Origin of the sequence: Shewanella khirikhana (genome assembly GCF_003957745.1) — a bacterium.
Classification (GTDB): Bacteria; Pseudomonadota; Gammaproteobacteria; order Enterobacterales; family Shewanellaceae; genus Shewanella; species Shewanella khirikhana.
Genome location: NZ_CP020373.1, coordinates 1,585,704 through 1,609,640 on the forward strand (window position 1 = coordinate 1,585,704; position 23,937 = coordinate 1,609,640).

Consider the following 23,937-nt stretch of genomic DNA (forward strand, 5'->3'; position numbering starts at 1 on the left):
TTTTTTACCCGTTTAAACCCGGGCGCCGCCAAGTTAGCCGAACTTGGACACGCTTTTCAATTTGGAGCGCTTTATCAATCTGTTGGAGTGGCTTACACTGGGCTTTCTTCGGCGAGTCGGCTTCAAAGAAAGCCGCCAGAGAATACAAAAGGAAAGCATTGGTGATGAAATATATAGAAGTGGATGAAGAGCTCTATCGCTACATAGCCGGCAAAACCGAACGTATTGGCGAGAGTGCCTCCGACATTCTGAGGCGTCTGCTGGGACTGTCGGTCGCCGAAATCACCGAAGCTGCCCCCGTCGATATCAGTGAGCCCAGCATGGAAACCCCGGCTGCGGCAAAAGTGGCCGATGCGGTTACCGCCAAGCCTCAAGTAGCTGCCACAGTGGCTGCTCAGGTGTCGGCCGTATCAGCAGATATCGCTACTGTTCGCAGCGCTGAGCCAAGCGCGGATGCGAGTGCAGATAAGAGCGCCGAAATCGATTTTGCCAACTTGCTCAGCGAAACCAGCCTCGATGCGCAAAAAGGCGCCGTAGGCCGCTTCCTGTACGCATTGGAGTGCCTGCACGCCGCCGCCCCAGGCCGTTTCGAGCAGGTGTTGCAAATCCAGGGCCGCGATCGCCTCTACTTTGCCACCTCCAAAGAGGCACTGCTTAAGGCCAGTAAATCGGCCAACCCGAAAGAGATTGGTTGCAGCGGTTTTTGGGTAACCACCAATAACAATACCGCTAAAAAGCGCACCATTTTGGAAGAAGCGCTGTTGCAGCTTGGCTGCGATCCGGTGCGCGCCAAATCCCTCGGCGAATTGGCACTGGCCTGAATGAGCCACACGTTTTGGATGACTGAATAAAGGATTACACGTCTTGGCAATCCATGACCGCGCGGGCAAGCCCGCCCAGCAAGGGGATCTGGTTAATATCCCCAAACTGATGAGCCACTATTACCGCCTGGTACCGGATGTAAACGATCCGGCCCAGAAAGTCAGCTTCGGCACCTCTGGCCACCGTGGCTGCGCGTTCCATAAAAGTTTTAACGAGCAGCACATTCTGGCCATCGCACAGGCCGTGGTGGATTGGCGTACTCAGGCCGGGATCGGTGGCGCCCTGTATTTGGGAATGGATACCCATGCGTTGTCGCAGGCTGCTTACCTGTCGGTCATTGAAGTGCTGGTTGCCAACCATGTGTGCGTGATTGCCCAGCTCAATGACAGCTTTACCCCAACGCCTGTGGTCAGCCAGGCCATTGTTGCCGCCAATCGTGGCCAGAGCAATGCCGCTGCTCTTTGCGATGGCATTATCATCACGCCATCCCACAATCCGCCCCAGGACGGGGGTATCAAGTACAATCCGCCCCATGGCGGCCCGGCTGAAGGCGAGATCACCGGCTGGATTGAAAAGCGTGCCAATCACTATCTGCTGCACGCCCTTGACGGTGTGAAGCGGGTTAACTACGGCATTGCGCAAATGTTGCCGTTTTTAAAGCATAAAGATTTGATAGCGCCCTACGTGAACGACCTTGCGCAAGTGGTGGATATGGCCGCTATCGCCAAAGCTGGCGTGCGTATTGGGGTTGACCCACTGGGTGGCAGCGGCATTCATTACTGGCAGCCGATCGCCAAACAGTATGGGCTTGATATCACTCTGGTTAATCACAGCGTTGACCCAACGTTCGGGTTTATGACCCTGGATAAAGACGGCAAAATCCGTATGGATTGCTCATCGCCCCATGCGATGGCCGGCCTGCTGGTACATAAAGACAAATTTGATATCTGCGTTGGTAACGATCCTGACTACGACCGCCACGGCATCGTATGCCCGGGCACTGGCCTGATGGATCCGAACCATTATCTGGCCGTTGCCATCGACTATCTGCTGGGCCACAGACCCCAGTGGGCCAAAACCTTATCTGTGGGTAAGACCCTGGTGTCGAGCTCACTTATCGACAAGGTTTGCGGCGCCCATCAGGTGCCTTTGATGGAAGTGCCGGTGGGCTTTAAGTGGTTTGTCGATGGTCTGGCCGATGGCAGTGTCTGCTTTGGCGGTGAAGAAAGTGCCGGTGCAGCCTTCCTTAAAATGGATGGCACTACCTGGTGTACCGATAAAGACGGCTTCATTCTGGCGCTGCTCGCGGCCGAAATCCTTGCCGTGACAGGTAAAACGCCTGCCCAGCGTTACGAAGAGCTGGTTGCCGAGCACGGCCGCTGCTTCTATAAGCGTATCGATAGCCCGCTGAACCCCAAGATGAAGGCCAAGTTTGCTGCGCTGAATGCTGAAACCCTGGGGGCAGCCGCTGTTGCCAGTGATGAGATAACCGCGGTGCTGACCAAGGCCCCGGGCAACGATGCTGCCATTGGCGGTATTAAGGTGTGCACCGACAAAGGCTGGTTTGCCGCCCGGCCATCGGGCACAGAGCCGCTGTTTAAGCTGTATGCTGAAAGCTTTGTCAGCGAGGCTCATCTGGGTGAGCTGATTGCCGATGCACAGGCTATTCTCGGCGCGGCGCTCAAGGCCATTAAAATCTAAACGCTTTGCTGCACAATAAAAAAACGCGCCCTATGGCGCGTTTTTTTATCTTTGGATGCACACTTGGCGCTACATCTACTCAATACTCGATATGGCAACTGGGCAGGTTGTTCTTATCCAGATAATTCTGATGATATTCTTCGGCCACGTGGAAGGTTTGCAGCGGTACGATTTCAGTCACTATGTGGCGGCTACCCCAGCGGCCAGAGCGGGCGAGGGCGAGTTTGGACGCTTCTGCCTGTTCTTTTTGCAGCTTGTCGTGGAAAAAGATAGTGCTGCGGTACTGGGTACCTATGTCACCGCCCTGTTGGTTGAGGCTGGTTGGGTTATGGTTTTTCCAAAACACCTGTAGCAAATCGTCAAAGCTCACCTGACTTGGGTCGAATTCAACCTGCACCACTTCGGCATGGCCGGTGATGCCTTTCTTTACATCTTCATAGCGGGAATATTTGTCGTTACCGCCCATGTAACCGCAGGTGGCGCTGATCACGCCCGGGATCTGCCGGAAAAAATACTCTACACCCCAAAAACAGCCGGCGCCGAAGGTGGCAAATGATGAACTGGATTGTGACATGGAAACCTCTATGGATGTCTGGACGGCTAAATTGTGATGAAACTTTGTCGTAAATGCAATAGGGCGAGGCGGCTTTGTTATCAACTGCGGCGTGGCAATGGCTAAATGATTGAGATCAGGCTTAAATAGCTGTGATAGTATTGGCACAAAAAACTGCATGGCCTCACGGATTGCTGCCGGTTTGACTGCTTAACAGTTGTCTGGCTGCTCGGCTGTAATGTCCGGCCAACAGGCGGTTATCAGCAAGCAAAGCCTTAGGGAAGGCGTGAAGCTGTCTTCGCCCCTTCCTCAGAGAAAGGAGACCCCAAGTGCTTAACCTACTGCAAGGCTGCAAAGACTTTTTGCATCTCACCCTGTCCAATCCTGAACACTTAAACCCCATCGCCCCCCAACTTCTGCATGGCCACACCAAAGTAAGCCTTTGGGATACCGGCGTACTGCTGTTTGAACCGGCAGCCGGCAACAGCCAAAAAGATGTGGTGCTCTCGAGCGGGGTGCACGGCAACGAAACTGCGCCCATTGAGCTTTGTAACGGCCTTATTCGGGATCTGCTGGAAGGGCGTTTGCAGGTAAAAGAGCGGGTTTTGTTCCTGATTGGAAACCCGGCCGCCATCAACAATGGCACCCGCATCGTAGATGAAAACATGAACCGCCTTTTTAGCGGTGAGCACAGCCGTGGCCCCGGGCTGTCAAACCCGGAGCGGGTAAGAGCCAAAAAGCTTGAGGCCTATGTCACTCGGTTCTTCAGCGAAGGCGCGGCAATCGGCGCAGGCAGACAGCGAATTCATTACGACTTGCACACCGCCATCCGTGGCTCCAAGCATGAAAAGTTTGCTATCTATCCCTATCGCCCAGGCCGCGCCTTCAGTGGTGAGCAAATCATGTTCCTGGCGGCGAGTGGCGTTGATACAGTGCTGTTCCACCACGAACCTACCACTACTTTCAGTTATTTCTCATCGGAACTGTTCCGCGCCGACGCCTTTACCATAGAGCTTGGCAAGGTGTATCCCATGGGGCAGAACGACATGAGCAAGTTCGACAGCACCCGCGAAATGTTTAAACGGCTTATCTGTGCTGAGCCGCTGGAATTGCCGGCCTTTGATGCCACTCAGGTGAACCTCTATCAGGTTTGCAGGGTCATTAATAAAGAAGCCGACGACTTTGAATTTACCTTCAGCACCGATGTAGAAAACTTTACTGCCTTCCCCCGTGGCCATGTGATTGCCCGTCAGGCCGGTAAGGACATACTGATTGAGCAGGAAACCGAAGCTGTGGTGTTCCCCAATGCCAAGGTGCCTATTGGCCAGCGCACTGTGATCATGCTGGTACCCGCGGTAAATCCACACGTGGAATAAGGCTGTAAAGCAATTAATACATGCATTCGGGGGAAACTTGTCCCCCGTCATAGTGTAATGATTGTCAGGTAGTTTACGTTAACGTAATGTTCATCCCGCGTTTTACATACAGGCCAGGTTGTGTCCGGCCACAATGATAACAAGAGCAGAATATGAGCAACGCAACAACAAACCAAGAGACTGTGCATAAGGTCTCCTTCCTCGACAGGGAGTCGCTGCACATCCCCATTCTCAAGATCCTTCAGGCCGACGGTACGCCTTACGAGGAAGCCGTTCTCCCGCAAATCGATGAAGCCCTTGCCAAGCGCATCTATGACGCCTGTGTGTTCACCCGGGTGCTGGACGAGCGCATGTTGGGTGCACAGCGCCAGGGTCGTATCAGTTTTTACATGACCTGTACCGGTGAAGAAGCCGCCATCGTCGGCAGCGCCGCTGCCCTGGATGACAAAGACGTTATCCTGGCTCAATACCGCGAGCACGCCGCCCTGCGCTATCGCGGTTTTACGACTGAGCAGTTTATGAACCAGATGTTCAGTAACGAAAAAGATCTCGGTAAAGGCCGCCAGATGCCTATCCATTACGGCACGGCAGCCCTGCATTATCAAACCATTTCCTCGCCACTGGGCACCCAAATCCCACAAGCCACCGGCGTCGGTTACAGCCTGAAAATGAAAGGCGAGCGCAATGTGGCCATTTGCTACTTTGGTGAAGGCGCAGCTTCAGAAGGCGATTTCCACGCCGGTCTGAACATGGCTGCGGTGCTGAAAGCGCCGGTGATTTTCTTCTGCCGCAACAACGGCTACGCCATTTCCACCCCCACCGAAGAGCAGTTTGCCGGTAACGGCATTGCCAGCCGCGGTGTGGGCTACGGCATGCATACCATTCGCGTAGACGGAAACGATATGCTGGCGGTGCTTGCCGCCACCCAGCAGGCCCGTGCCTATGCCCTTGAGCACAATGCGCCTGTGCTGATTGAAGCCATGACCTATCGACTCGGTGCCCATTCTTCTTCTGATGACCCTTCCGGTTACCGCTCTAAGGAAGAAGAAGCCAAATGGCGTGAGCACGATCCGGTTAAGCGATTCAAGCTGTGGCTTATCAATAAAGGCTGGCTCGCCGAAGCCGACGATGAAACCATGTACGAGAAATACCGCGAAGAAGTCCTGGCCTCCGTTAAAGTGGCCGAGAAAATTCCGGCCCCCCGCATCGATGAGATCATTGAGGATGTCTACGATGAGCCAACGCCGCAGCTGAAAAAGCAGCTGGAGTCGCTGAAGGCGCACGTGAAAAAGTATCCGCAAGCTTATCCAAAAACTGCAGGGAGGCTCTAAGCCGTGGCTGAAATGAATATGTTGCAAGCCATCAACAGTGCTCTGCGCATTGCGATGGAAAAAGACCCAACCATGTTGGTGTTCGGTGAAGACGTGGGCCACTTTGGCGGCGTGTTTCGCGCCACTTCCGGCCTGCAGGATACCTTTGGCAAGGGGCGCTGCTTTAACACCCCGCTGACCGAGCAGGGGATTGCCGGTTTTGCCAACGGTCTGGCCTCTAATGGCACCACTGCCGTGGCCGAAATCCAGTTCGCCGACTATATCTTCCCGGCGTTCGATCAGATTGTGAACGAGAGCGCCAAGTTCCGTTATCGCTCAGGCAATGAGTTCAATGTGGGCGGACTGGTGTATCGCACCCCTTACGGCGGCGGTATTGCCGGTGGTCATTATCACTCTCAGTCGCCTGAGGCCTATTTCACCCAGACCCCGGGTCTGAAGGTGGTTGTGCCCCGTAACGCCCATCAGGCCAAGGGCCTGCTGCTGGCGTCTATCCGCGACAAAAACCCTGTGGTGTTCTTCGAGCCAAAGCGCCTGTACCGAGCCAGCGTTGGCGAAGTGCCTGAAGGCGATTATGAGCTGCCACTGGGCAAGGCCGAAGTGGTGAAAGAAGGTAAAGACATCACGCTGCTCGCCTGGGGCGCGCAGATGGAAATCGTCGAAAAAGCTGCCGAAATGGCGGAAAAAGAAGGTATTTCCTGTGAAATCATCGACCTTCGTACCCTGGCTCCCTGGGATGTGGACACAGTTGCCGAGTCGGTGAAAAAGACCGGTCGTTTGCTGATTAACCACGAAGCGCCGCTTACCGGTGGCTTTGCCGGCGAAATCGCCGCGACCATTCAGGAAGAGTGCTTCCTGTATCTTGAGTCGCCCATCGCCCGGGTTTGTGGTTTGGATACCCCGTATCCGCTTATCCACGAAAAAGAATATATGCCGGATGCGCTCAAGACCTTTGAAGCCATCAAGGCCAGCGTCAACTTCTAGGAGCCCGGTATGATTAAAGATTTTATTTTGCCGGACATCGGTGAAGGCGTGGTCGAGTGTGAGCTGGTTGAATGGCTGGTGAGCGAAGGCGACCAGATTGCCGAAGATCAGCCCATTTGCGACGTGATGACCGACAAAGCCCTGGTGCAAATCCCGGCGCCCTTTGCCGGTGTGGTCAGCAAGCTTTATTACGCCAAGGGTGAAATCGCCAAGGTGCATGCACCCTTGTACGCCGTTGAAATCGAAGGCGAGGGCACCGATGCGCCAGCGGCTCCGGTTGAAACCAGTGCTGAAGCCGCGCCTGCCGGCACACCTGCTGCGCCCGGCGCCACGGCCGTTGCAGCGAGTGCCGGTAAGCAGGTCGAAGACTTCCTGCTGCCCGATATTGGCGAAGGCATTGTGGAATGTGAGCTGGTCGAGTGGCTGGTAAACGAAGGCGATATGGTTGAAGAAGATCAGCCCATTGCCGACGTGATGACAGATAAAGCGCTGGTACAAATCCCCGCGCTGAAAGCAGGTAAAATTGTTACCCTGCATTATCGTAAGGGACAACTTGCCAAGGTGCATGCGCCGCTTTACGCCATCGAGGTGGAAGCTGATCATCCGGTTGCCACGGCTAACATAGCGCCAGTCGCAAGTGACGATGGTAACCAGTCTGGGCGTGCTGCTCCGGCTACCGCTGCGGTTATTGGGAATGGCAAGGCGCTGGCAAGCCCAGCGGTGCGCCGCATGGCCCGCAGCCTGGATGTGGATTTATCGCAGGTGCCCGGCAGCGGTAAGCATGGCCGTGTGTATAAAGAAGACATTGAGCAGTACCTGAAGGGCGGCACAGCTCCTGTCGCTCAAGCCCCTGTTGCTCAAGCTCAAGCGACAGCTGCTTCTGCGGCGGCTCCTGTACAGCCTGCAGTTGGTGACAGAGTGGAGCCAATTCGCGGCGTAAAAGCTGCGATGGCGCGTCAGATGATGGACTCAGTCTCCAGCATCCCGCACTTTACCTACTGTGAAGAAATTGACCTTACCGATCTCGTTGCCCTGCGCGAGCGCATGAAGGCCAAGTACAGCAGTGACGATTTGAAGCTGACCATGATGCCATTCTTCATGAAGTCGCTGTCACTGGCTCTCAGTGAGTTTCCGGTGGTTAACAGTCAGGTGAATGCCGATTGCACCGAGCTGACCTACAAGGCCAGCCACAACATAGGTATGGCGGTGGACTCCAAAGTGGGCCTGCTGGTGCCTAACGTGAAGGATGTGCAGAGCAAGTCGATTCTGGATGTGGCCCGTGAAATCACCCGTCTGACCGAGGCGGCCCGCAGTGGCCGGGTAACACCTGCGGACCTTAAAGGTGGCACCATCTCCATCTCCAACATTGGCGCCCTGGGCGGCACTGTGGCTACCCCTATTATCAACAAGCCTGAAGTGGCCATTGTGGCGCTGGGTAAGTTGCAGACACTGCCACGCTTTGCCGAAGACGGCAGCGTGCAGGCGCGCAAGATAATGCAGGTGAGCTGGAGCGGCGATCACAGAGTTATCGATGGCGGCACCATTGCCCGCTTCTGTAACCTGTGGAAGCAGTATCTGGAGCAGCCGGAAGATATGCTGCTGGCCATGCGCTGATCCTCATCTTAATGTCTTTTAAAAAGCGCCTGCGGGCGCTTTTTTGTTATCTGTAGCCGTGGTCCGAAGGTTGGCATTGTGGATAAGCGAGCGGCTATCGGCCAAAACACCTTAATCTTTTGCCTGGCTTTACGTATAATGCGCCGAAGTCGTGTGTTGTCGGAATTAGCATGAGTCAACAAGCCCCCATTCTGGAACCCATTCAGTATCCATTTCCACCCAAGCCCATCCCACTTTCGGATGCGCAGAAGCTGGAATACAAAGAAAAAATCAAGGCGCTTTTGAAAGCACGCGATGCCGTGCTGGTTGCGCACTACTACACAGATCCCGAAATCCAGGCGCTGGCAGAAGAAACCGGCGGCTGCGTATCTGATTCGCTGGAAATGGCCCGCTTTGGCCGTGACCACCCCGCGCAAACCCTTATCGTTGCCGGTGTGAAGTTCATGGGTGAAACCGCCAAAATCTTAAGCCCGGAAAAAACCGTGCTGATGCCTACGCTTGAAGCCACCTGTTCCCTGGACGTGGGTTGCCCCATCGAAACCTTCAGTGCCTTTTGTGATGCTCACCCAGACCACACTGTGGTGGTGTATGCCAACACCTCTGCTGCCGTAAAGGCCCGTGCCGATTGGGTGGTCACATCCAGCATTGCCCTTGAAATCGTTGAGCACCTGGACAGCGAAGGCAAGAAAATCATCTGGGGCCCGGACAGACACCTTGGCAGCTACATCGCCAAGCAAACCGGCGCCGAGATGCTGCTGTGGCAGGGCGAGTGTATCGTTCACGATGAATTCAAATCCAAGGCGCTGCGCGAGCTTAAAATCCAGTACCCGGATGCGGCTGTGCTGGTGCACCCAGAGTCACCGGCCAGCGTGGTGGAAATGGCCGATGCCGTAGGCTCGACCAGCCAGCTTATCAAGGCTGCGCAAACCCTGCCGAACGATACCTTTATCGTGGCCACCGACAAGGGCATCTTCTACAAGATGCAGCAGGCTGCCCCCGGTAAGACATTGATTGAAGCCCCAACCGGCGGTAACGGCGCAACCTGTAAAAGCTGCGCCCATTGCCCCTGGATGGCGATGAACGGCCTTAAGGCGATTGAAGCGGCATTGTCTGCCACTGACACCGCCACCCATGAGATTTTTGTGGATGAGTCGCTGCGTGAGCGCGCCAAGCTGCCACTTGATCGCATGCTCGATTTTGCCAAGACCTTGAATATGCAAATTAAGGGCAACGCCTGAGTCTTATCGCAAAAAGTTTGAACTATGTCATAAAACCCGCTTCGGCGGGTTTTTTGTGGGCTATATTTACCCAGGTAGCCCAGACCAAAGGGGTATATGACGACTACACTTATACCTCTAAACTCCATATATCACCCGACAAACTCTCTGTTTCATCAACTTGAAGGGAACCCCTATGAACATGCGATGGATTGCGAGCCTCAGTTTAAAAACCAAGCTTATGCTGGTATTTATGCCGCCGCTCCTTGGCTATCTCATTTACGGTGGCATCTTGCTGGCTGAGCGGGTGGAAGAGCAAAACTCCCTCGAGCAGGTACAATTGCTGACTGAGCTTGCAGTAACCAACAGTGCGCTGGTACACGAGCTGCAAAAGGAACGTGGCATGAGTGCGGGCTTCCTCGGCTCAGGCGGCACCAAGTTCAAGGCGCAATTGCCCTCCCAGCGTGGACTCACCGATGAAAGGCTGAGGGCGCTGGACAATTACACCCTGGGCAAGAGCTTCCCGAAAAAAGTCAGCGACGAAATTGGCCGCATCCGCGTTGAGCTCGGCCGCCTTGGGCAAATTCGTGCCAGCATCGATAATCTGGGGATCAGCGTGCCGGATCAGGTGGCCTTCTACACCAACCTTAATGCGTCGCTGCTTCGTACCGTGGATGACATTGTTAAGATTGGCTCCAACAAAGATATCTCCATTGCCTCGGCCGCCTTCAGTGCCTATCTGCAGATGAAAGAACGCGCAGGGATAGAACGGGCCGTGCTGTCTTCCACCTTCGGCAATGATGGCTTTAAGCCAGGCGTATTTACCCGCGCCGTGAAACTTATGTCCGAGCAGGACAGCTATGGCGAACGTTTCCGCGCCCTGGCGACGGCCGATCAAAACATCAGTTGGCAGCAGTTGCAGCAGCAGGCCGAAATCAAAGAAGTTACCCGCTTCCGTGAAATCGCCCTGTCGCAGGACAACAGCAAAATAGCGGCCACTGCACCAGAAGATTGGTTTAAGGCATCCACCGCGCGGATAAACTTGTTGTATAAATTCGAGCAGGACCTCGCCAAGGCGCTCGATGCCCAAACCGACAACCGCCTCAGCGTAGCAAACTTCCATTTTATTGTGGTGCTGGTATCACTGCTGTTGGTGCTGGCGGTGGTGGTATTGATGGGCTTCTCGGTAATGGGCTTCCTGCACCAGGGGATCTCCCATATCGAAGGCAAGATGCGCCGCGCAAAAGAGGAGTTCGATCTTTCTACCCGAATTGAGCTGCAAAGCCAGGATGAACTCGGCAGGCTCGGCGCCGCTTTTAACGGCATGATGAACGACTTTGAAGCGGTTATCGTGCAGGTTAAGCGCAACAGCCAGACGGTGACCAACGCCGTGGAGCGTATGGAGACCCACTCCAACCAGATGCGCCAGGACGTTGCCCTTGGTCACTCAGAGGCAGAGCAGGTCGCCTCCGCCATGACTGAGATGAGCGCTACCGTAAGCGAGATTGCCTCCAATGCGGTTGAAGCCTCCTCGGCGTCCGGAAAAGCCAACAAAGAGGCGCAGACCGGCAACACCGAAGTGGGCAATACCGGTGATACCATCAGAAGCCTCGCGAGTGACATCAATGCCGCCGCGGCGGCTATCTCCCAGCTCGATGAAGATATTCAGGGCATTGTCAGTGTGCTCGAGGTGATAAGTGGCATCGCCGAGCAAACCAATCTGCTTGCGCTTAATGCCGCCATTGAAGCGGCCAGGGCAGGTGAGATGGGACGCGGCTTTGCCGTGGTGGCCGATGAAGTGCGCTCACTTGCCCAGCGCGCTCAGTCGTCCACTACCGATATTCGGACCATGACCGAGCGTCTGAAAGACGGCGCCAAGGTTGCGGTAGAGGCCATGGCCCGTGGTCAAAGTCAGGCCCATGCCTGCGTGGAAGAGATAGTCCATGCCGGTGAAGAGCTCAGCCGCATTGTGCAATACGTCGGTGTGATAGACAGCATGAACGAGCAGATAGCCGCAGCCACCCACGAACAAAGCGCCGTGGCAGAAGAAGTAAACCGCAACGCGCTCAGAATAAGTGAAATCTACCAAAGCACCCACAGGGTTGCCGACGAGCTCGGTCGCATTAACGATGATTTGCTTAATGCAGTCAACGCCATGAGCCAGGAAGTCTCGCGCTTCTCCCTCTCAAAAGGCGAGTAGGGTGCCAGAGTGCAGTAAAGAGTGCAGTAAAAAGAACGGGCAACAGCCCGTTCTTTTTTGAGTCTTTACCGTCAAACAAAGCGCTTAAGAAAATAACCAATCCATCCACATTAAAGCCGCTCAAAACAGCACATAAGATGCGGATTTTTGAGCGAAATGCCCGCAAAAGCATCGCTTTGCTCAGCAAGTGCGCAAACGATAAAAATAATTGGCTTTTCGCTTGACCCTGGAAGGGCATTTGCGTAAAGTACCGCTCCGTCGACAGGGGAAAGCAACGCGCTGACTGACGACAGACAATATGGTGAGGTGTCCGAGTGGCCGAAGGAGCACGCCTGGAAAGTGTGTATACGGAAACGTATCGAGGGTTCGACTCCCTCCCTCACCGCCACATTCTGAAACGGGGTTCGCAAATGCGAACCCCGTTTTGCTTTGGGCGATTTTACTTTATCCGCAGGTCCTCAAAAGTCGACCTTAATAAGCCCAAAATCAAAAATCATTCGAGCGCTCAAATAAAAAAGCCCGGGGTTAGCCGGGCTTTTTGCTTGGTTTTACTCACTTCACTGTTCACTTCTACAAGCTGCTTGGGCGTTGGGTTGTTTACCCAAGCTGCAATGTCTGTCTTTCAAGTGGGCCTCTATCTATGACAGTGTTAACCGTTTAGTCATTGATGTGAGCACAGCGGCCAAACTCGGCACCGGCCTGAACGGCCTGAACCACTTGTTTGGGGAACGACAGTTCGCGATCGGTGCCGTTATCGCACACGAAGGCTTTGTTCTGATCCACGGCGAAGGTGATGGTAGCTCCGGCCAGGCCGCCCATCATTTCTGAGCCATTGGCGCTCAGGGCAAATGGATTGTCCATGGTGATTTGTGATGCTTCTACCACGCCTTGTTTGCCGAAGAACTGCTCCAGGCTAATCCAGCCCATACCGTCGATGTACAGACCACCCATAAAGCCGGTAAAGAAGCCGCCGGCACGTACAGAGATCATCGACAGATCATCAGTGGCATCCAGCAGTACCATCGGCGGCACGCCTACGAGCGGTACCAGCATCTCATGGGTATAACCCTGAGCACAAAGGTCGCCATAGAAGAAGTGGTTGAATGGTACCTGCTCACACCAACGCAGTGAACCCAGCATTTCCATCTCGTCGGTGGCGGTGTTCCACACCTTCACACCTTCGCTTGAGCCAAACGCAATACGCTTGCCGTCACGGGAAATTGCAGAGCTGTCGCGGGCTCCGTAGCGGCTGTAGGTGTCAACAAATTCACCGTTGACCCATGCCACTTGCTTGTAGCCGGAGTTGGTACCGGTAACGGTTTCGCCGTTACCGGATACGCGGTCGGCGCGAACCCACTGCACAAAGCCTGGCAGTTCATAGGGCAGTTGTTGCATGCCGCCTTTCTTGGTCCATTTGAATGGCACCACTTCGCCTTTGCCGGACGACTGGCAGCTGCCGTTGCCATCGACATCGATATAGCCGGTACCTACAACTGTGTCGCCGGTATCGTCCATATCCCATGGATAGGAGGAGTTGGTACCAGACTGACCACTGCCGCCACAGGTGTTGCCGTTCAGGTCGCCAATCGGGGTCAGTTTGTTGCTGTTGAGATCCCAAATGGCGGCTTCGCCAATGCCGTTGCCGGTAAAGTCAGCCATTACGCTGGCCTTGGTGGCATTTTTGTTCATGGCGGCTGAGCCTACCTGGACCGCAGCTCCCGCCGGGTGCAGCTCAAACACGGCTTTCTTGGTGCTGTCGTAGAGGAAGGGGGTTGTACCTGCCTGTCCCATGCCTTGCTTACCGTTTTTGGACAAATCGGTGATGAAGGCCTGCACCAGTGGCGTGTACTGAATACCATCGGTGTAACCATTGAAATACATGCTGACTTCTTTGGTTTCGCCGCCGGCTACCACAATCGGGGTTACCGCACAGGCGTTGTCGGTGGCTGGATTGGCGCTTTCGCCGTCGTTCCAGTACTCAGGCTCAGACACAATGGCGGTTTGACGGGTTGGGTAACCACCGGCGTTGATGGACTCAATGTACAGCACGTAGCGTCCGCCCGGAGTCAGGCCGTTGATCACGAACTTGCCGTCGGGGCCAACTTTACCCTGGGTCAGGTTGCCTGACTGCTGAGTGATCACGTCGTACAGTGGGTTGTCCAGGTTACGGGCAACCATGTTGACGCCTGAATACTCAATGCCTTCCTTGGTGTACAGGGTACCGCTGATGCTGCCGTAGGAGGCTTTGTAATCAGGGGTAGGGTACAGATCCGAGATATTCACGATATCGTCTTTGATGTTCACCGTGTGCTGGTTGGCACCCTGGGCGCCGCGCACGTTAATGAAGGGGAACATGGTTTCAATCGTATCCGGGGCAATTTGGCTGGCGCTGGTATAGGTGTTCACACCGGCACAACCTGGCACGCCGTCGTACTGTGGGCGGTAGGCGGCTGACATATAGGTCAGGTGGCCGTTAGCCTGTGAGTGCGACATATTGATGGCGTGGCCAAACTCGTGGGTGAATACGCCGCCCACCTGCTTGCCTTCGGTGTCGCTCACGTCCACAAACCAGCCGTTCATCAGCGCGGTCGCTTCGGTGATTTCCCCCGTTTCTTCATTGGCCCACTCAGGAAAGGCGATACCCAGTACCTGATTGCGGGGGATCCCGAAGTATTGCTCGAGAATTTGACCATCGGTGTCGTAGTTCACCCAAAAGCCGTAACCGTTTTCGGCGTTGTAGATTTGGTCGACGTTGGTTTCGTTTACGTCGGCAATGCCGGTTTTCTCGGCAATGGTGCCCTGAACTGTCATGGCGAAGGTAGAAGTGGCCACGTTGGTCCACTCGGCCACCGCATCGGCTGTGACCTTATTGGCCTGCTCAATGGTCAGGAAGGCTGTGCCATCATAGTCGATGGTGAAGGCCTGGGCAGTGCCACCGTCTTTGGTGGGCACAACCGGGCCACCATCGGTATACACAGGAATGGCACCCCTGGTGGTATCCCACTTGTAGGGCTGCATGGTCTTGTCATGGATGTACAGCGGGCCGCCGGCGAAGGCGCTGCCAGCCAGCATGGCCAAAGACACGGCGGTGGCGATTTTGGTCGATTTCATTGTTATTGTCCTCCGGCCAGTTTGCCCACAAGGCCCATAAAGGCGGCCGAGTCAACGGCGCCATTGGTGGTCAGCAAATTCGCTTCTTCAGGGCTCAGACCCTGCGCGGTCATGTCTTCAAACAGACCAAGGTTACCCAGCTGGTTTTGTACCTTGCCGTTGCTTACCACAAACTTGCCTTGCTCCAGGCCCACGGTAGAGTTCAAACCGCCGCCAAGGGAAGGGTTCATAAAGGCAATAACCTGCTCACCCACCTGCCACTTGGCAAAGCCTTCAGGTGATACGCCCAGATAGACCTTGCCGTTACCCATAGACTTGGGCTTGAGCAGACCGAACTGACGGAAGCTGTAGGTGGCACCTTCGGCATACTTGCCTTTCACATCCTGACCCACCTTGATGGTGATTTCGGTGTAAGGGCGGTTTTTGTTATCGAAGCCATCGGTTACCGACAGCACCTGGCCGGCGATGATGTTGGCTGATGCGCTGACCATGTCCTGCAGATTTTGTTTAAGGTGTTTTTGCGCCAGGGCTTGCGGGGCAAGCGCCAGGGAGCCTGCGATGGCAGCTGACAGCACCATTGTCCTGAGCATGTGACCATGTCTCATTCCAAATCCTCCAAAGTTGTTGTAAGAGTTCTATTCCGTTTGGCTGTTAACGCGCTACAAAGGGCACAACATTGCGTTAACAGATGCGTTTTAAAACACCACATGCGGATGGGGTTTGGCACGAGAAAAGTCGTAGCATTTTGTACTTTACTAATACAAAAGGAACGTTGCTGACTTGCTTAAAAACTAATCGGACCAGCGTGGCAGGCCGGTTATATCGCCATAGCGGATTGATAATTGGTAACAAAAGGTGTTGCCACTTAAAAAACCGCGCCATTAATGGTTTACTTGGGCAATTCAAACAACAAAGCGTCGGCTTACGACGTCAAAACGCGTTACAGGAAGAACCATGAAGAAGTCTACTCTTGCCATCGCCTTGTCCCTTGCCGGGCTCGTTCTGGGTGGCTGCAACGATGCCAGCAATTCATCATCCGCCAATGCCAATGCCAATGCCAAGCCTCAGGTTGAAGCCTCCGGCCCCCAGGCTGCCCAAGCGCAGGATTTTGCCGCCTTCAGCGGCCAGTTTATTGAAAACCTGTGGCAAGTGGCGCCCACCTGGGCACTCTACAGCGGGTATCACAAATACGATGGCATTCTTGAAGTGCCAGATGACAGCAATCGTCAGAAAACGCTCGATTTTGTCAGCAGCCAGCGCGCTAAGTTAACGGCCTTTGATACCAAGGCGCTGTCCACCAGCGAACAGATTGACTATCGGCTGATTGAAAACCTGCTCAACAGCTTCGAGTGGGAAATCACCACCTTCAAGTCCTGGCAATGGGATCCCTCCGGCTACAACGTTGCCGGCGGTTTTGCCCAAATCATCAATGAAGACTTTGCGCCGCTGGATGAACGTCTGCGCTCTGTGGTGATGCGTCTCGATGCTGTGCCTGCCTACTATGTTGCGGCCCGCGCCAATATTGAGGATCCGACGCTGGAGCACACCGAGCTTGCGCTGATGCAAAATCAGGGGGCGTTTTCGGTGTTCAATGACGAGCTGGCCGAAAAAGTGGCCCAGTCGGGCCTGACCGATGCCGAGAAAGCTCTGTTTACCACTCGTTTTGAGGCTGCCAAAGCGGCGGTGCAAACCCATATCGATTGGCTCAAGCAAAAGGTCGATGCGCTCAAGCAGGGCGGCGCCCGTGATTTTCGAATTGGCGAAGCGCTGTATGAGCAAAAGTTTGCTCTGGATATTCAATCGGGTATGACCGCCAAAGCCCTGTACGAGAAGGCACTGGCTGACATGGAGCGGGTACACGGTGAAATGGCGTGGATAACCACTGAGCTGTGGCCCAAGTATTTTGAATCGCCAATGCCGGATGATAAAAAACTTGCTACCCGCATGCTGATTGACAAGCTGTCGGCCCGCCATGTGGCCCGCGACAACTTCGTTGATGAGGTGAGGGCGCAAATTCCTGAGCTGGTGAAGTTCGTCAACGACAAGAAACTTATCACCCTGGATCCGAACAAGCCTCTGGTGGTGCGCGAAACCCCAGAATACATGCGTGGCTACGCCGGTGCGTCCATCAGTGCCCCAGGCCCTTACGATAAAGGCGGCAACACTTACTACAACGTCACCCCGCTGGACGGTATGTCCGATGAATCGGCCGAGTCATATCTGCGTGAATATAACCACTGGATTTTGCGGGTATTGAATATCCACGAAGCCATTCCCGGCCACTACACCCAGTTGGTGTACTCAAATGAATCCCCAAGTCTGGTCAAGAGCCTGTTTGGCAATGGCGCTATGGTAGAGGGCTGGGCGGTTTACACCGAGCGCATGATGCTGGAAGAGGGCTATGGTAACTTCGAGCCGGAAATGTGGCTGATGTACTACAAGTGGAACCTGCGGGTGATTGCCAACACCATTTTGGATTACAGCATCCAGGTGAAAGGCATGGATGAAGCCGCCGCCATGAAGCTGATGACCGAAGAGGCATTCCAGCAGGAAGCGGAAGCCGCCGGTAAGTGGCGCCGCGCCACCTTAAGCCAGGTACAGCTGACCAGCTACTATGCCGGCTACCGTGAAATCTATGATTTCCGTGAAGAGCTCAAGGCCAAAGACAAGGACAACTTCGACTTGCGCAACTTCCATGAAAGCTTCTTAAGCTTTGGCAGTGCTCCGGTAAAATACGTCCGCGAGCTGATGCTGAAGTAAGCTGAAATCAAACTTAAAAAAGGCCGGTTTCCGGCCTTTTTTGTTGTCTATTTGTTGCTGTTATTAATGGCTTATTTACAGTGACACGCCAAATTTGTGGTCTGTACCATAAATGCTGCAAAAGCGCTTGGAGTGTTTCACTTGGCATGCTAATGTAAATAACAACCGTTCGCATTACCAAATGAGGCCATGAACAAGATCCTGTTGGTTGAAGATGACAGCGGCTTTCGCGAGTTACTCGCCGAAGCGTTGCAAAGGGAAGGCATGTCGGTCAGCCTGGCGGCCGATGGCTTTGAGGCCTTGTCGCAGATGGACAGTGACACGCCGGATCTTATCCTGCTTGATTTGATGATGCCCAATATGGATGGGTTTTCACTGCTGCTTGCGCGCAAGAACACCATTCCGGTGATTGTGATTTCAGCCCTGGACTGCGAAGAAGAGCGCATTAAAGGCTATCAGCTGGGCGCCGATGACTTTCTGACCAAGCCGTTCAGCGTGAAAGAGCTGCTGGTACGTATGCAGGTGTTGGCACGGCGGATTGGGAACCAGGGTCACAGCCACAGTCACATTCACAGCGCCCCCATGCTGGCCGATGAAGTCGCCTTCGATGAGACCCGCTATGCGGTGCGGTTTGGCGAGCGTCAGGTGCTGCTGACCCAAACGGAATTTAAACTGTTCCGCTATCTGTTTGAGCGTCAGGGGCAGGTGGTGACGAAACAGGAACTGCAGCGCAGCGTGCTGCACAAGGAACTTGGCCGCTTCGACAGAAACCTGGATATGCATATCAGCAACACCCGCCGCAAACTCGCGGCCACCAAGTTGCCCCGCAGTCTTATCAATACCGTGCGCGGTCAGGGTTACAGCTTCGCCTGCTGGTCGCAGTAGTCCGGAGAGCTTGTCTTAAAATCGGCGCCGCGCATTCAAGAAACCACGCTTTTGGTTTATCCTATGCCAACTTGCAAGCCCGCCCCATGGCGGGTCTGTACCCAAAGCAACAGACTCAGGAAGGACAGATGCGGATCAGCGCCAATTTTGATGGCGGCAACATTCAGGTTGTCAGCCTCGACGATCACAACGACATCCAACTGGCGATTCGCCCCGACGAAGGCGGCGAGTTTTATCAGTGGTTTAACTTTCGCATGGAAGGTGAGGTCGGTAACCATTATCGACTGAATATCATCAACGCCGGTACGGCTTCCTACACCAAGGGCTGGGTAGATTACCAGGCCGTTGCCAGCTATGACCGTCAGAACTGGTTCCGTCTGCCGACCCAATATGAAGATGGCAAACTGACGCTGGATGTGACACTGGACTGCTCCAGCATTCAAATCGCTTACTTTGCACCTTACAGCTACGAGCGTCACCTGGATTTGCTGGCCGCAGTACAAATGCACCCGCTGGTAGATTTAGAGCACCTGGGTCTGACCCTGGATGGCCGCGACATGACGCTGGTGAAGATAGGCGATGGCGATGAAAGCAAGAAAAACATCTGGATCACTGCTCGCCAGCATCCAGGCGAAACCATGGCCGAATGGCTCGTGGAAGGGCTGCTGAACCGCTTGCTCGACCGTGAAAATGCCACCGCCAAGGCGCTGCTCGATAAAGCCAATTTCTACATTGTGCCCAACATGAACCCCGATGGCAGCGTGCGTGGTCATCTGCGTACCAATGCCAAGGGCGTTAACCTGAACCGTGAATGGCAAACCCCGTCCATGGAAAAGAGCCCAGAAGTGTTTTATGTGGTGAACCGCATGAAAGAAACCGGTGTGGATCTGTTTTATGATGTGCACGGCGATGAAGGTCTGCCTTACGTGTTCCTCGCTGGCTGTGAAGGCGTACCAAGCTGGGATGCGCGTTTAGCCAATCTGCAGGCCGAATTCAGTGCCGCTTTGCAACTTGCCAGCGCCGATTTCCAAACCGAATTTGGTTACGATAAAGACGAGCCGGGTAAAGCCAACCTCACAGTGGCATCCAACTGGGTCGCTGAAACCTTCGGTTGTCTGTCCAACACTCTGGAAATGCCCTTTAAAGACAACGCCAATCTGCAGGACCCCTTCGTGGGTTGGTCGCCTGAGCGCAGCCAGCAGCTGGGTGAAGCTTCCCTTATCGCCATGCTGGCGGTTGTCGACAAGCTGAGGTAAGCCATGGCTTTGGTGCAATGCCCCGTGTGTCAAAAGCGGATCTCCAGTAAGGCATCTGCCTGTCCCCATTGCCAAACCGGCACCCAGGGCGACAATGGCTCGGCGCTGCGGATTGCCAACATCAAGAAGTCACAACGGCTGATGAACCAGAGCTTTCTGGCGATGACGCTGTTTGTGTCCGGTGTGGTGGTGATGTTCTGGGGCGGCGAAGAGCCCGAAGGGCTGCGGCTGACCTCTGGCGCTGTCTTGCTGACACTGGGGTTTGTGGGTTATCTCATTACCCGGGTGCAAATTGTATTACACAAGCGGAAAAGCGTATGAAAGATCTCAATCAAATCATCGATGAGCTGCCATTTGAAGTGTATGAGCGGATGCGCTCTGCGGTGGAGCTTGGCAAGTGGGATGATGGCACTGTGCTGACGGAAGAGCAGCGCGAGAATGCCATGCAGGTGGTGATGCTGTATCAGGCGCGGATGCTGGATCAGGATCAGCACTTTACCATTGGCCGCGGCGGCGCCATCAACGAGCTGTCGAAGAGCGAGCTGAAAAAGCGTATGGCCTCGGATTTTGGCGGCGAGACCATTGCCACCTTCAGCAATGACGAGCTGTAATATCCAAGCGGTGCAATCTTTGGTGCAATGTTTGGTGCAATCTTTGGTGTAAGAAAAAAAGCCGGTCAATCGACCGGCTTTTTTGTGTTCATCCGTTTGCACTGCCAACCTTGGGGCAGTTCACCCGGATTCAGGCAGGTGACAGTTCGCCAACCAGTGCCGTTTGCATCGCAGCTTTGATTTCAGCGTTGCTCAGGTTTTTCGACAGCAAATAGTGCAGCTTGGCAAGGCAGGCTTCCACCGTCATATCGGCGCCACTTATTACCCCGGCCCGTGCCAGCGCATTGCCTGTGGCGTAGCCGCCCATATTGACCTTGCCCTGGAAACATTGGGTCAGGTTCACCAGCACAATGCCACGTTCATCGGCCTGCTTAAGGGTTTCAAGTAATGCCGGATCCTGAGGCGCATTGCCCACACCAAAGGTGAGCAGGATAAGCGCCTTCACCGGCTGCTGCAGCATGTTGATAAAGATATCGGTGGAGATCCCGGGGTAAAGGGTAACCACACCCACGGGCTGCGGGGATATGCGGGCCACTTCCAGCTGGGTGGTGACATCTTTGGCAATCTTACCGGCCTTGAGATTAATGGTGATCCCCGCTTCCAGCAGCAGCGGGAAGTTTGGTGAAGCGAAGGCATCGAAACCGTCGGCGTGGGCCTTGGTGGTGCGATTACCACGAAACAGCTTGTTGTTGAAAAACAGGCATACTTCGGCCACCGGATAGCGGGCGGCAATATAGAGCGCATTCAACAGATTGGTCTGGCCGTCGGAGCGCAGCTGCGCCAGGGGGATTTGCGAGCCGGTGACAATCACAGGTTTGCCGAGCCCTTGCAGCATAAACGACAGCGCCGAAGCGGTATAGGCCATGGTGTCGGTGCCGTGAAGGATCACAAAGCCATCGTACTTGTCGTAATTGTCGCGAATATCATCGGCAATCATCTGCCAGTGGGCGGGCGTCATATTGGATGAATCGATGAGCGGCGAGTATTCGTGAATAACGAAATCAGGCATGTCTTCGTGGTAGAACTCCGGCATGGAGCTGACACACTGGGTTAAAAATCCGGCCACGGGGGCAAAGCCGTTGGCGGTTTTTTGCATACCTATGGTACCGCCGGTGTAGGCGACGTAGATGGAGGGCTTCTTCATGGCATATTACAGCTGCTTGAGGGTGAATGGATTATAAGGACACTGACGATGAAACGAAACCTTAAAACCCTACCTTAGTCGTAAACAGGGCCAATAAACAAAAAGCCCGGCAGAGCCGGGCTTTTGGAAGGTGCGAATAAGTCCCGTGCTTGCTCTGCGTGGGCTTAAAGTGGATAGTTGCAAGGCACAGTTCGCAGCGAATGGCCCTAGTCCTTCACAAGAACTGTAACGCAGCAGATACCGCTGTAAGCCACGCCCTGCGGGGCTTTGATTGCAACACCATTTCTGCGTTATTCAACTTCAGCAGGCCTCGGCATGCCCTCAGTTGAATGCCTTGAACTGTCGCTGCTATCAAAGCCAGAGCTGTGCGACGACTTGTTCGCACCTTCCTTACAGTATGCTTACTGCAGCTGACAATATTCACAGTAGAGGTAAGCGCCTTTCGGATCGTCGAAGCGGGCGACATCCTCCAGTACCTTGCCCCAGACAGACATGAGTTTGTCCACCAGGCTGCTTTGACGTGCACTTTGTGGCAGCAGCGCCGATGCAGAGGCAAACATTTCCTGAATAAACAGCTCCTCAGGTGACATTTGCTGCTCAATCAGCTGGGTATCGAAGGTTTCCATACCGGCAAGCTCAGCGGCCTTGGACAGGGCTTCTGGCATGTCGCCAAGCTCGTCCACCAAACCTAGCTCCAGCGCTTTTTTACCACTCCAGACACGACCCTGGGCAATGGCATCTACCTGCTCGAGGCTCATGCCACGCTCATCGGCCACCAAAGAGATAAACTCCTTGTAGCCGCGCTCGATATTGCGCTGAATAGCGGCTTCAAGCTTGGGTGACAGGCTCTTGAACGGTGAGTGCGCTGCCCATTCACTGGTGGCCACGCCGTCAGCATGCACGCCAATGGCGGCCAGCGAGTCTTCAAAGGTGGTGATAAGACCGAAGATCCCGATTGAGCCGGTGAGGGTGGTTGGGGTGGCGTAAATGTAATCGGCACTGGCAGAAATCCAGTAACCACCGGAAGCCGCCATGCTGCCCATGCTGACCACCACAGGTTTACCGGCGGCCTTGAGGGCCAGCAGTTCCTGACGGATTTCTTCCGAGGCAAAGGCGCTGCCGCCTGGGCTGTCTACCCGCAGTACCACGGCCTTGATGCTGTCATCGAAGCGGGCTTCACGGATAAGCTCGGCGGTGCTCTTGCCACCTATATCGCCGGGAGCCTGATAACCGTTCATGATGGTGCCTTTGGCGACAATCACGCCCACGCTGTCAACCGGCAGTAACTGTGGCTGAGGCTGCACCAGCTTGAAGTAGTCATGGAAGTGCACCTGGCGGAAGCTGTGCTCTTCGCTCTCTTCACCCACAAGCTCAATCATCGCCTGGCGGAACTCTTCATCGCTCTTGAGACCATCCACCCAGCCTTGCTTAACGGCAAGCTCGGCGCTGTCGCCGTCAAACTCGTTCAGGCGGGTAAGGTAGGTATCGGCGTCCAACACCAGCTCAGAGGTTTCAATACCACGGTTGGCGGCCACAGTGGCGGCGTATGATGACCAGAGGTCGTCGATAAGCAGCTGGGTCGCTTCCCTGGCGGCAGGGGACATGTCGTCGCGGATATAGGGCTCAACCGCTGACTTATAGGTGCCTACACGAAACACGTGGGTTTTGACTTTGAGCTTTTCCAGCGCCGACTTGAAGTAAAGGTTGTATGCGGCATAGCCATCAACGAAGACTTCACCGCGCGGATTGAGATAGATTTCATCGGCATAGCTTGCCAGATAATACTGGCTGCGGCCGTACCAATCACCGATGGCAATCACTTTCTTGCCCGCTTCGCGGAAGTTTTTCAGCGCTTCGCCCACGGCGGTAAGCTTACTGATCCCGGCGTTCATACCAGAGAGATCCAGCACAATGGCGCCGATCCGCTCGTCGTGGGTGGCATTGTCAATCACGTAAAGCAGATCCGAGAGTAACACCTCGGCGTTTTCGTCATTGGCATTGCCCTGGGTCAGCATTTGGGTGATGGGGTCGATACGGCGGGCCTGATCGACCAGGCTGCCGGACAAATTCAGCACCAACGCGCTGCCGGGTTCAACTTTCAACTCATTATCGCTACTGATGGCGACAACGGCGACAATCAACACCAGAATAAAAATAGGAAAAAACACGATATTAATGATTAGCTTGCGAACAAAGTTAATCGTATTCCAAATAAGGAGAAGGGTGTTTTTCGTTGTCAGGGGTTTCTTGGCCATTCAGCACTCCATTGAGAATTCCTGTGCTAATGCTACCGCAATTCTTCCGGCCGAGCGAAATCCAATTGTAAAGGATTTTAACATTCCGTATGGCTTGAGGTTGAGCTTATACTCCACTCA

Annotated in this window: 18 protein-coding genes and 1 tRNA gene; 14 read left to right on the forward strand and 5 right to left on the reverse strand. The window is 54.5% G+C overall.

The window, feature by feature from the left end:
* Positions 1-164 precede the first annotated feature (164 nt).
* Both seqA and pgm read left to right on the forward strand, forming a co-directional pair.
* On the forward strand, positions 165-821 hold the full coding sequence (seqA, locus tag STH12_RS06875; protein ID WP_126169449.1) for a replication initiation negative regulator SeqA: 657 nt from the start codon (positions 165-167) through the stop codon (positions 819-821).
* A 43-nt stretch (positions 822-864) separates the two neighbouring features.
* A complete protein-coding gene (gene pgm, locus STH12_RS06880; protein WP_126166868.1) occupies positions 865-2,523 on the forward strand; it encodes a phosphoglucomutase (alpha-D-glucose-1,6-bisphosphate-dependent) in 1,659 nt (552 codons plus the stop codon).
* 79 nt (positions 2,524-2,602) lie between these two features.
* Here the strand turns inward: pgm and msrA are convergent, their stop codons facing one another.
* The gene (gene msrA, locus STH12_RS06885) at positions 2,603-3,097 is read right to left on the reverse strand and encodes a peptide-methionine (S)-S-oxide reductase MsrA (RefSeq protein ID WP_126166869.1); all 495 of its coding nucleotides are present in this window, start codon (positions 3,095-3,097) and stop codon (positions 2,603-2,605) included.
* 308 nt (positions 3,098-3,405) lie between these two features.
* Between msrA and astE the strand changes: the two genes are divergently transcribed.
* The 7 genes from astE (at position 3,406) to STH12_RS06920 (ending at position 12,183) form a co-directional block, all read left to right on the forward strand.
* Positions 3,406-4,452, forward strand: coding sequence for a succinylglutamate desuccinylase (astE, locus tag STH12_RS06890; RefSeq protein ID WP_126166870.1), 1,047 nt, complete (start codon positions 3,406-3,408; stop codon positions 4,450-4,452).
* A 152-nt stretch (positions 4,453-4,604) separates the two neighbouring features.
* Entirely contained in the window at positions 4,605-5,783 is a 1,179-nt protein-coding gene (locus tag STH12_RS06895; protein WP_126166871.1) for a thiamine pyrophosphate-dependent dehydrogenase E1 component subunit alpha, read from the forward strand.
* Positions 5,784-5,786: 3 nt separating this feature from the next.
* Positions 5,787-6,764: an alpha-ketoacid dehydrogenase subunit beta gene (locus STH12_RS06900; protein WP_126166872.1), complete on the forward strand. Its 978-nt coding sequence runs from the start codon at positions 5,787-5,789 to the stop codon at positions 6,762-6,764.
* A gap of 9 nt (positions 6,765-6,773) precedes the next feature.
* Positions 6,774-8,378: a dihydrolipoyllysine-residue acetyltransferase gene (locus STH12_RS06905; RefSeq protein WP_126166873.1), complete on the forward strand. Its 1,605-nt coding sequence runs from the start codon at positions 6,774-6,776 to the stop codon at positions 8,376-8,378.
* A 170-nt stretch (positions 8,379-8,548) separates the two neighbouring features.
* Complete coding sequence (gene nadA / locus STH12_RS06910) at positions 8,549-9,616, forward strand: quinolinate synthase NadA (RefSeq protein ID WP_126166874.1); 1,068 nt, start codon at positions 8,549-8,551, stop codon at positions 9,614-9,616.
* Between the two features lie 175 nt (positions 9,617-9,791).
* Positions 9,792-11,795: a methyl-accepting chemotaxis protein gene (locus STH12_RS06915; protein WP_126166875.1), complete on the forward strand. Its 2,004-nt coding sequence runs from the start codon at positions 9,792-9,794 to the stop codon at positions 11,793-11,795.
* A 300-nt stretch (positions 11,796-12,095) separates the two neighbouring features.
* Positions 12,096-12,183, forward strand: a tRNA-Ser gene (locus tag STH12_RS06920).
* Positions 12,184-12,452: 269 nt separating this feature from the next.
* On the opposite strand, the gene STH12_RS06925 is transcribed toward STH12_RS06920, so the two are convergent.
* Positions 12,453-14,906: a zinc metalloprotease gene (locus tag STH12_RS06925; RefSeq protein WP_126166876.1), complete on the reverse strand. Its 2,454-nt coding sequence runs from the start codon at positions 14,904-14,906 to the stop codon at positions 12,453-12,455.
* A gap of 2 nt (positions 14,907-14,908) precedes the next feature.
* On the reverse strand, positions 14,909-15,511 hold the full coding sequence (locus tag STH12_RS06930) for a hypothetical protein (RefSeq protein WP_126166877.1): 603 nt from the start codon (positions 15,509-15,511) through the stop codon (positions 14,909-14,911).
* Positions 15,512-15,860: 349 nt separating this feature from the next.
* On the opposite strand from STH12_RS06930, the gene STH12_RS06935 reads away from it, so the two are divergent.
* The 5 genes from STH12_RS06935 (at position 15,861) to STH12_RS06955 (ending at position 20,418) form a co-directional block, all read left to right on the forward strand.
* Complete coding sequence (locus tag STH12_RS06935) at positions 15,861-17,666, forward strand: DUF885 domain-containing protein (protein ID WP_126166878.1); 1,806 nt, start codon at positions 15,861-15,863, stop codon at positions 17,664-17,666.
* Positions 17,667-17,855: 189 nt separating this feature from the next.
* Positions 17,856-18,551, forward strand: coding sequence for a response regulator transcription factor (locus STH12_RS06940; RefSeq protein ID WP_126166879.1), 696 nt, complete (start codon positions 17,856-17,858; stop codon positions 18,549-18,551).
* A 128-nt stretch (positions 18,552-18,679) separates the two neighbouring features.
* Positions 18,680-19,807 (forward strand): M14 family metallopeptidase, encoded by a 1,128-nt coding sequence (locus STH12_RS06945; RefSeq protein ID WP_126166880.1) that lies wholly within the window; start codon positions 18,680-18,682, stop codon positions 19,805-19,807.
* A 3-nt stretch (positions 19,808-19,810) separates the two neighbouring features.
* A complete protein-coding gene (locus STH12_RS06950; protein WP_126166881.1) occupies positions 19,811-20,128 on the forward strand; it encodes a zinc ribbon domain-containing protein in 318 nt (105 codons plus the stop codon).
* Positions 20,125-20,418, forward strand: a complete 294-nt coding sequence (locus tag STH12_RS06955) for a YeaC family protein (RefSeq protein WP_126166882.1) — start codon at positions 20,125-20,127, stop codon at positions 20,416-20,418. The genes STH12_RS06950 and STH12_RS06955 overlap by 4 nt, the downstream gene beginning before the upstream one ends.
* A gap of 130 nt (positions 20,419-20,548) precedes the next feature.
* On the opposite strand, the gene ansA is transcribed toward STH12_RS06955, so the two are convergent.
* Both ansA and sppA read right to left on the reverse strand, forming a co-directional pair.
* On the reverse strand, positions 20,549-21,562 hold the full coding sequence (gene ansA / locus STH12_RS06960) for an asparaginase (protein WP_126166883.1): 1,014 nt from the start codon (positions 21,560-21,562) through the stop codon (positions 20,549-20,551).
* A 401-nt stretch (positions 21,563-21,963) separates the two neighbouring features.
* Positions 21,964-23,817: a signal peptide peptidase SppA gene (gene sppA, locus STH12_RS06965; RefSeq protein WP_126166884.1), complete on the reverse strand. Its 1,854-nt coding sequence runs from the start codon at positions 23,815-23,817 to the stop codon at positions 21,964-21,966.
* Positions 23,818-23,937 lie beyond the last annotated feature (120 nt).